The following is a 10,909-nucleotide window of genomic DNA, read 5'->3' as shown; positions in this document are numbered from 1 at the left end:
AGACTCATTTCGTTCCAGGCGCCGCCGGTACAGGTGCTGTCATTGATGTCTTCGTCGGCAATATCCCAGTTGGCATCCTTCACCGTTCTGATTTCATTACTGGTCTCATCCCAGTGAAGCATACGCGATCCCCAGAAATAGGTATAGGTTCCAAGACCGCCATCGACTCCGGTCGGATCGATAATACGAGCGGGCCAGAGAATATGGAGAATGTCGTCGGTATCAATCAGAATCGACATATCGCCATGGCCAAGGAAACCGCCCTCGGTAGAGTCATAGGCAGTCATGTTAACCTTGGGACCCCAGGAAGCGCCCATGTTGGTCGAAATCTTGTAATAAATATCATTGATTCGCTGGTTGACACCCAGGCCGGGGTCGATCCAGTCACGGGCATTGGATTCCGGATCGCCGGGATAGGCGCCCGGAGGAGCCTGCCAGACCAGAGCCACCTTGCCGCTGACTCGTGAAGCGGTAACACTCTGGGCAATGGTCGGAATCGTGTCGACGATCATCGGGGGATAATCCCAGGCGCCGAGAGTATCGGACCCGACTCTTCTGTAATAGTGTACAAAAGAGGGATCGATTTCTTCCTCATACTGCATCGAAAAAACGTGAGTCACGGTGTCACCTTCAAAAACCTGATATTCCATCTGGGGCCAGATAAACTGCCATTCACCCGATGTTATCTGGTCCGGCGGGACACCATACTTTGAAACCGAGTCCGGTAATCTTCTTTTATAGGGGGAGAAGAAGCATGAAGCGACATCGAAATCATACCAAACGGTCGTCAGCCAACCGGCGCCTTCATCATGATGGTTGCCGATCACGACCTTGCCTTCGGTGTCGACATCCAGGCCGACATAACCGGAATAATTGTTGCCCGGGCCGCTGCGTGGATGGATATCGCAGCCGCCGCCCGCCCCTTCGAAAGTGAATGATCCCAGACTGGCATCATACATTTCATAAGCGGTACCCCGATCCAGGTTCGTCAGATTATAAATGGTGGATTTCATCCAGACAATTTGCATATTCTTGCTGCCGCGCCAGTCAATCTGACGGTTCATGCGACAATTGCTCTGGAGATCGTACGTCGTAATACCGACCTGAATACCGGGTGAGGCCGCCTGAGCGCCGTCAAAACTCAAAGAGCCCTCGGAACCCGGATTAAAATAGCCGGTATAATTTTCGGCACCGGCAAGTTTGCTCTTGGAATTCTTGGTGATATATTCCCTGTACTTCCAAATATTGTTATCGGCAGTTTTTGCCGCGAAGACCGAAAGCGCCATAAAGGCGACAATAGACAGGGAGAGTATGGCAATCGGTAAAAATTTTCTTGTCATTCTTTCTCTCCTTTCGAAAATAGCAAGTTAGAATCCCAACTTATCCCTCCGTCGCGCGTAACTGAGAAAAGGAAATTTGCAATCGCGTCAAAAACCCTGGTTCGGTTTTCGGTATAAAAACCGAGCGCGAGAAAATCACCTCCCTTCCATTAACATTTTATTTATCATTAACAGTTTATAATACATGTAAATCTTTTGCAAAATAATTGTCGCAAATAGGAGTGAATTTGGCAAAACCACAACAGCCGGTCACAGGTAACTTATCTCCGATATTTAGTCGCCCGACCAATGCAAGACAATAATACCTGGCAGTATCGTACTGCTAAGCGTTAAAATAATATAAGAAGTTATTGCTGTTTGTCAATGAAAATTATTTAGAACGCATTAGACGATAAGGGTTTACAAATTCATTTGCATATAATGTAAGTTATTAAGTTATAACTATTAAGCATGGAAAATGCGCCCTTGGACGACTTTTGAAGCTTTGGCGCGGGAAAACAACAGCCTGCCTTCCGAAGCCTGTCTCCACAATCGTCCCTGAAAAAATAAAACGGCCTCATTCTAAACCGGAAAAATGATTCGAAAATAGGTCGAATTATATCCTCTTTGCGCAAATAATGCACAATTCATTAAATCATGGGTGAAACTATATTCCAAATGTTCATTTGTCATACAATTATTGCTAAGATTCGACCGGACATCGCATTAACGTCGGAATATCATTGACATATCTGGATGCAGTTGTATATTATTGTCGACGTGTTACATTACAAATATTATATCTGCATAGATCGATATACTTTCAATGCCGCTTTTCCCAATCGGCAAACACGGCAATGTTTATTCAACACCAAGAGACGGGGTAAATGTAAATGTCTCTAAAAACCATACTTGGAAAATTCGGGCTGATTATTGTTCTGTTGGCGTTTATGGCGGCGCAGCCGACATATGCCAAAATATTCGAGTGGTATGATTCTTCGAAAAACCATCAGGATTTGCTCCTGCTTGGCTTTGGCGAACTGACCATGCAGGCGCTTGACGTCAGCGGTAATGAAAAGGCTTTTGAGGAGGCCAATCCGTCTCTCAAAGCCGATTTCTCAACCAATTACCGCCTGTCGATGTTCGCCAATGGAAATGCCACCCATGGTTTCCTGGTCAATGGCGCGGCCATTATTGACTCACGAATAGGAGAAGAATATCAAACGATCGATCCTTCGATCTTTCGCCTGAAAATGTCGGTTGAATCGACAGAGCCCATTTGGGACACCTGGCGCTTCACTGGCCGGGGGTTATATGATCCCAACCGCCAATGGGAGCTCGAAAATCTCGATTCCCGTCTGCTAACCCAGCCTCAGGATCCCGCCCGGCTCGAGCTGCTGATGCGCCTTGAATCCGAGGATTATGGCCTTATCGAGGGCGGTTCCCTTCGCCCGAGTTTCAAAAACTCGAAATTTACCCTGCACCAGCGTTCGATATTCGGGGCCTATGCCGATTTACACAGTGGGCCGGTCGGCGTCGAAGCGGTTGGCGGAAAGCTTGAAGGCAAAGCATACCGTGAGGGCACCTCCGTGGGGCTCCGCGCCGATGGTACCAGCGGCCCCTTCGACCTGACCCACGCACCCGTTACCCGGGGAAGTGAAGAGGTTAAGATCGAAGTCCGCGATCGTTTTAATGAAACTATTGTAATATCGACTCAAATGCTCACCCGTGATATTGATTATAATATGGACTATTTGCTGGGAAGGGTGCTGCTTCACCAGCCGGTGGCCAGTGAATCACCGACCGCCGATCCGGTCTATATCGTCATTACTTATGATTATCTGCGCGATGAAAATGATGAGATCGTCGGCGGGCGCGGGAAGATCACCCCTCTCGACGATGTTCAGGTAAGCGGATCATATTTGCACCGTTTTACCGATAATGAGGCTTCAGGAACCGGCGAGGCGGAGCCGGAGAATCTGCTTGGAGCCGATTGTTCATTCAAAGTGCAAAATCATACCTCAGGTTATGTAGAAGTCGCCGGTGCCGAAAATCAAGGCACAAATGCCGATTACTCTGCTCTCAGGGCGGGCATCGAATCAAATGTCATTGATAATCTCAAATTGAATGCCGATTTTCAGAGAATTGATGATCAGTTCCGGTCATTTACGAATTCGGATCTTAATCCCACGAAGAACCAGCAGCGACTTTTTCTCGGCGGAGACTACCAGTTGACTTCAAAACAAAAGGCCACGGCTGCTTTCGCCGATATCAGAGGTCTGGAAGAAAACGGGCAGTACAACACCTTTGATTATTTACGCAATGAAAATATTTACCTACTCGGATATCGGAATGATTTGACGAATAAGCTCGGGTTTGGTTTGAAACTTGAAAGGCGCGATATCAAGGACCGCAATAATGCGGCCCTTGCGGACAATTATCAAAACCGGGTCATGGCCGATATCGGGGGAAGTTTCGAAAATGTCGGCCTATTGGGACAGTTCGGATATGTTGCTAATTATGAAATGATCATGTTTCGGAATGAAATACAGTTGGGCGATCATGATGCCAATACCAACCAGTTGGCTCTGACCTTGACGAGCAAACCCGGCGAAAATGCCGCCATCAAGTTGACACAGCGCTTGGCGCTCCGTAACGACCGCAAGCTGGATACCTATGACGAGCGACAGGACGTGACTTTTGCCACTGTTCAGTATCGCCCGCATGTAAATCTCAACACGCTAGCTACCTATGAGTACAAACGCTATACGGCTCCGGGTGGCAGTGTGCAACTCTGGCAGGATGATCCGAGCCGGACGCAACGGGCCGGCACTTTCGCGGTGGAATATTTGCCGCTTCAAAAAATCAAAGCCGTCGGCAAAGTCGGACGTCATGAGACACGCCAGTGGTTCGCCGATTCCACCACCCGCGCAACGGAGGATTTTGTACTGGGACAGCTCACTTACTTTCACACGCATCATCTTTCGTTTAACGCCGAAAGTGAACTCCGCAGAAAAGACAGAGAATACAGCGTGCATTCATGCGATAAAATATGGGACCTCGGGTTAAAGGTCAATTGGAACCGGGATCGTCTCAATGAGTTTACGGCCGGTCTGATCCGCCGGTGGCAGCTGCAGAATTACATGCCGAATCCCGAAGTGACATCATCATCATACATTCTGCTTCTCAGTGGCTCGGTTTCAGTATCACGGGAATTATTTATCAGAGGTTCGGTCAAGAGTATCCTGCTGAATGCCCCTCTCGATGATCAAAAGACATTCACCAGACTGGAGGTCGGCTATGACAGCCAGCGCTGGTATCGGGTGTCGTTGGGTTATGAACGAATCGAAAGCGACATTGATCTGTACCCCGATCGGAATTACACCGGCCAGGGGCTGTTTGTCCGCTTTACGGGAAAGATGTAGGAGCGTGCCATCATGATGAAAATATATCATAATAGCAGTTGTGGGCGCGTCGCGGTAACGCTCCTGCTGATTTTAGGAATAATCGGCCTCATGAATCTTCCCATCATGGCTGATATTGAAAACACCGACGAGTGTGTCAGTCCTCTGACCAATGAAATTCATACTTATGATCCGGGATTGGACAAGGCCAGGTGTCCCGAACCGGTTGCCGATTTCTGTGCCTTCCCCAGAGAGGGATGTGATTCGCTGTTGGTAAGCTTTACGGATTTATCCACGGGATATATCGACACCTGGAACTGGGATTTCGGTGATCCTGCGAGCGGAGCCGATAATTATTCCAATGATGAAAATCCGACACACCTTTATCGATCGACCGGCAAGTATACCATAACTCTGACTGTTATCGGTCCCGGTGGAACGGATACCGCGATAAAGGAACATTTTATAATAGTCAAGACCGTCCCCATCGCGGATTTCGAATTTTCATTGCATGATGGTTGCCAGTCGACGACGGTGAGCTTCACCGACCGCTCGATCGGCGCCGATACCTGGTACTGGACATTTGGCGACGGAAATTACTCAAGCGATCAGAATCCCACGCACACGTACGCCTCGGCCGGAACATATACGGTCACACTGAAGGCCTACAATGAATGCGGCCGGGACCTAAAGGAACGGAAAGTAATCATTTCGGTCGGCGCCGACCCGGTTGCCGATTTCAGTTCCGATGCCAGATCCGGGTGTGAAGGATCGGTCATCAGTTTTGTCGACCGGTCGACCTATGCTACCTCATGGTCCTGGGATTTTGGCGACGGTGCGACATCGATAGAGCAAAATCCGACTCATAATTATTCGACCGCCGGAAAATACACGGTTACTTTAACGGTGGTAAATGAATGCGGCGAAGATACCGCCGTCAAAAACGAATATATTACCATCCTGTCCAGGCCGGTTGCCGATTTCACCTCGGAAACAACCGAGACCTGCACCGGGGGCCTTGTGCAATTTACCGATCTGTCGCTCTATGCGGTCGCCTGGTGGTGGGATTTCGGTGATGGAGCCGGTTCCATAGAACAAAATCCTGCTCATTCTTATTCAATGCCCGGCAAATATACGGTGACATTGAAGGCATATAATGAATGCGGCCGAGATATGAGAGTACGTGAGCTGTACATCACCGTTTACCCGTCTCCTGAAGCAGACTTCACATCTGATATAACTGAAGGATGTGCCGAAACCACAGTCAACTTTACTGACCGGTCCCGGTATGCCGATTCCTGGAAATGGGATTTTGGCGATGGCGCAACCTCGGACGAACAGAATCCCTCACATACTTATTCCACAGCCGGTATTTATACGGTATCCTTGCTGATTGCCAATAGTTGCGGTGAGGATGAGGCTGTCAAGACCGAATATATCACGATATTCCCCAAGCCGACGGCCGATTTCTCTGCCGATATAACCGAAGGCTGTGTAAATGGGACGGTCAGCTTTACGGATTTGTCTCAATACGCCGATTCCTGGTCATGGGATTTTGGCGATGGTACAGGGACCGATGACAGGAACCCGAGTCATGTCTATTCCGCCGCCGGTACTTATACGATCGAACTCACGGTCACCAATGAGTGCGGTGATGATGAAGAAATTAAAACGGAGTACATCACAATTTATCCGGAACCGGTTGCGAATTTTGCCGCCGACATTCGTGAGAAATGTGAGGGTGAATCGGTTTCATTCACCGACATGTCGAGCAACGCCTTCTCATGGCAATGGGATTTTGGGGATGGGATCTCGTCGCCTGATCAGAATCCGTCACATACTTATATGAAAGCCGGGATTTACACGATTACGCTGACGGTGGGCAATCCCTGCGGCCAGGATGATACCGTGATGGTTGATTATATCACCATACTTTCGAGACCGACGGCCGATTTCACGGCAGACAACCTTGAAGGTTGCTCGGGAACGGTGGTTTCATTCACGAATCTGTCAACGGAAGCCGATTCTTATAAATGGGAATTCGGCGACGGGGCAGAGTCTCTCGAAGAAAATCCCTCTCATACTTATTCCAGCGAAGGTTACTTTACCGTCAGGTTGATTGCCTACAATTCATGCGGCTCGGATGAAGAGACAAAAGAAGAGTATATTTCCATTTATGCCGGCCCCGGAGCCGGTTTCGAATCACGCCAGGATGCTGGTTGCACGGGAATCCTGGTTACATTTACCGATAAGTCCCTGTATGCAACATCATGGTCATGGGATTTCGGCGATGGCTGGACCTCGGTCGAGCAGAATCCCGGTCACCTTTATACTTCCGATGGAGTCTTTACGGTCACTTTGACCGTTACCAATGAATGCGGCCGGGATTCCATCAGTCATGATGAGACCATCGTATTAATGCCCTTGCCGACGGCGGATTTTACTTCCGAAGTGAACGAGGGCTGCGAAGGGGTTGAAATTGCTTTCACCAACCTGTCGCTGATGGCCGATTCCTGGTATTGGGATTTTGGCGACGGCACGAATTCATCGAATGAGAATCCCTCGCACGTTTATAATACGGCCGGCTTATATACGGTTTCTTTGACCGCATATAATAACTGCGGTGAAGATACGGAAATCAAGACCGACTATATTACGGTCCATGCCGGGCCGACGGCCGATTTTGAGGCCGCGCCGCGAACAGGCGAAAGCCCTCTGACAGTCGATTTCAGCGACCTGTCGACAAGTCTTCTTGGTATTAAATCGTGGTTATGGGATTTTGGAGATTTCGTAACGTCCATAGAAAAAAATCCCAGTCACACCTATACCGCGCCGGGCATATACACGGTCACCTTGACCGTTACCGATGATTGCGGCAAAGATACCAGGAGCAGGGAAGAGTACATTTACGTAATCGATACTTGCAAGATTGACTTCACTTTTGAGCCAGCCTCAGGATGTGCCGGGTTGACCGCCGCCTTCAATGGTATTTCCAATGGGCCGTGTGAAATCAGCTCCTGGACCTGGGATTTTGGCGACCCGGCTAGCGGCGGAGCCAATGCTGCATCGGGTAAGATAGCACAGCACATGTACAACATCCCCGGGAAATACACCGTGAAACTTACCGCCGTGGATGCCGGTGGAACTAAAGTGATTACCAAGAATGAATGCGTCACTGTGTTTGGTCCTCCGACGGCTGCTTTCAGCGCCTCTCCGACCGAAGGTGTCGCGCCTCTCGTCGTGCAATTCAACGATTTATCAAATGGTAACGGCCGTACCCTATCATGGAAATGGGACTTCGGCAATCCCGCCGGCGGAGACGACAATTCATCCGATCTTCAAAATCCGAGCCACCTGTTTAACTCCGAGGGTGTTTATAATGTCACTCTTATTGCTTCGAATGACTGCGGCGCGGATACTGCTTCGGCTGAAATAATCGTTTCACCGGCAATTACCATTTCAAAAGCAGTCGATAAGGCGATTACTTTTGAACAGGATACTCTTCTTTATACTCTGACAATTGAAAACAACGGTGAGTATGCTATCGGAAATTTGCTTGTTATTGACAGTATTCCCGATTCGACCGCCTATGTTACCGGTTCTGCCACCGGCGGTGGTATGTACAATGTTCTGGAAAATCAAATGACCTGGAATATTATGGGTGTCGCGGCCGGGGCGACTGTGCAGGTATCGTTCAAAGTGGTTCTTGACGGCCCCTTCACCATTTACCCGACGACTGTCTCCAACAAGGCATATGCCATTATTATCGAAGATGTTGCCAAGCCTGCTTCATCCCGGACATTTGTAAGCAATACGGTCCAGACGACGGTTGACAAAGTGACCCAGCTGCTCGAAATCAGTAAAGCCGTAAGCGCTACGCTGGCCTTGCCCGGAGATATTCTGACTTACACCATAACTGTCACGAATAGAAATTTTGTCGCTGCCAATAACGTCATGATTTATGACGCCGTCCCTGATTCGACAGCCTATGTCACCGGCTCGATCAGTGCCGGCGGGACTTATTATCCTGCCACCGATAGTCTTGTCTGGAACGTCGGAACTTTGAATCCGTTTGAGTCGCGCTCGGTTTCGTTCCAGGTGACGATTGATCCGGGCGTTCCCGACGGCCTGAAAATTCCTAACACAGCTTTAGTCCGAAGCTCGCAGGGTGATAATCAAAGCAATCAGGTCCTGACTGCCGTCAGTCTGACACCGATTGTGGTCACCAAAATCACCAACCGGCCCAGCGCCATGACCGGTAATCTGGTCCGCTTCACCATTACGATCGAGAATTATTCCGGCGATTTATTCGAAGATGTCCAACTGACCGACACTCTGCCGGGTGGAATATTTTATGTCGCGGGCACGGGTATCCTCAATGGCGGCGCCCTTGGTGATCCGTCAGGCGACAATCCGCTCGTCTGGTCATTGGGTGATCTTCCGGCCAGCGCGACCCTGACAGTGGAATATACCGTGCTTATCGGCGCTTCGGCCCATCCCGGATTTAATGACAACATTGCACATGCCCAGGCTTACCAGGGCGATCAGCTGATTCATTCCAACCGGGCCATGGCGCGAATCTATGTGCTCAGCCATACGCTGTCAGGTTCCATACGCGGAAAGGTTATCGTCGATTGTGACGGCGATGGAATTGCCGATATGGATTCCGGTCCGGTCGGTATGGATGTTTATCTCGATGACGGCTCGCAGTCGAAGGTCAATGAAGCCGGCCTGTTCTATTTCAGTACCGTCAGGCCCGGTGAGCGGGTCGTGGCTCTTGATGAAAGGGATCTTGACGGCTATTATGTTCCCGAGGATGCCCAGTCCTCCGTGTTTGTACATGTCCATGAATCCGGCGAATCCTATGTCATATTCCGCGTCTGCCCCGATTATCCTCGCCTGGATATTCACAAACAGGCCGCGATTGTACCGGCTGTTAAAGTGACCAAAACGGCACAGATCGATCCGGATCAGAAAAAGGATACTTTGGGAGTTTTGGTTGACTATGAAATCGATATCAAATCAAACGGTCAAATCGATCCGACGTTAATCAGAATAGTCGATTCATTTCCGTCGAATACCGATTTCATACTGGATAATAACCAAACCTTGACGCCGAAGAAAGACGGCAGTGCGCTTGTTTACGAAATCACCGCGGCACAGGAACGGATGCAGCAGTCGGCGTATTATTCGCTGCGCGACCTGGCTCCGGGGTTGCGCCGATTCCTGACCAATAAGGTGCATATTGAAGGCGCTTTGCCAATTGAGGCCGACCGAACGAAAACCGTGGTTTCCGACCCGGTGGAAGTAGCCGTCGGTCCGCTCATGCTTGCCCCGCCCAGAGATGTCCAGATTACTCTGACTCCCGCCCTGTTTATAACCTCGAAAGCGGACCTGCAGGCGCCGGCCATTCCGCAGCTTGAAGCCGCGGCCGATTCGATTATGAAATATGCCGATGCCGAGATAAAGGTCGATGGACACACCGATTACCGCCGCATACACACCCGGCTATTTCCATCCAACTGGGAGCTTGGTGAGGCCCGTGCCAAAGCCGTCGTGGATTGGCTGGTTGACAAGAGGAATATTGAACGCGACCGTCTGGCCTATGAAAGTTTTGCCGCCACGCGGCCGGTTGTCACCACCGGTCATACTTCGGAACAGTTGCAGCCCAACCGGCGCACCGAGGTGATTATCCGTGCCAAAACCGAGGGTTTCCTCGCACCCGATGCTTCACCGGCGCAGAAGTGGCAAAATTCGACGATCCTGACACTTGATCCGATCAAATATGATACGCTCTTCGAACCCGGCGCGGGCCCGATTGAAATCGGACTTGATGATTCCTGGGAAGTTATTCTGACTATCGAGAACAAGAGCGCTATTGCTGCGGTGAACAGTATTTTGACCGACATATTGCCGGAAGGCGCGGTATATGTCGAAAACAGTGCCGCTATTGACCGGCGGGTTATCACAGCGGAGGTCAATGGAGGTAAGTTAAGCATCTTAATTGAAAAGATTGCTCCGTCACAGAAACTGAAACTGCATTACCGGATTCGCTCTCCTGAGGGTAAAACACCGACGGGCGGCGGCGCCGCTTCGGTCGAAGTTACCACCACGAACAACTTATCGGTAATACAGAAATCGAACGAAGTCCGTTTTAAGTAGAATTGAAACCAGCAACAAAACTCC

The 10,909-nt window shown here is 49.8% G+C and carries 3 protein-coding genes; 2 read left to right on the top strand and 1 reads right to left on the bottom strand.

Annotated elements, in window-relative coordinates:
• The coding region (locus CVT49_06785) for a hypothetical protein (protein ID PKK83836.1) at positions 1-1,340 on the bottom strand (1,340 nt) is incomplete at its 3' end.
• An 872-nt stretch (positions 1,341-2,212) separates the two neighbouring features.
• On the opposite strand from CVT49_06785, the gene CVT49_06780 reads away from it, so the two are divergent.
• Positions 2,213-4,744 carry a hypothetical protein gene (locus tag CVT49_06780; protein PKK83835.1) on the top strand — a complete coding sequence of 844 codons (2,532 nt, stop codon included), beginning with the start codon at positions 2,213-2,215 and terminating at the stop codon, positions 4,742-4,744.
• Between the two features lie 12 nt (positions 4,745-4,756).
• A complete protein-coding gene (locus CVT49_06775) occupies positions 4,757-10,885 on the top strand; it encodes a hypothetical protein (protein PKK83834.1) in 6,129 nt (2,042 codons plus the stop codon).
• Positions 10,886-10,909 lie beyond the last annotated feature (24 nt).

The organism is candidate division Zixibacteria bacterium HGW-Zixibacteria-1 (assembly GCA_002838945.1).
Classification (GTDB): Bacteria; Zixibacteria; MSB-5A5; order GN15; family PGXB01; genus PGXB01.
The sequence above is the reverse complement of the archived record's forward strand: the minus strand, read 5'-3'. Positions and strand labels throughout refer to the sequence as shown.

Bases quoted from the DNA above. Each gene is read 5' to 3' on its own strand.
- CVT49_06780 (PKK83835.1), top strand. From the start codon at position 2,213: ATGTCTCTAAAAACCATACTTGGAAAATTCGGGCTGATTATTGTTCTG.
- CVT49_06775 (PKK83834.1), top strand. From the start codon at position 4,757: ATGATGAAAATATATCATAATAGCAGTTGTGGGCGCGTCGCGGTAACG.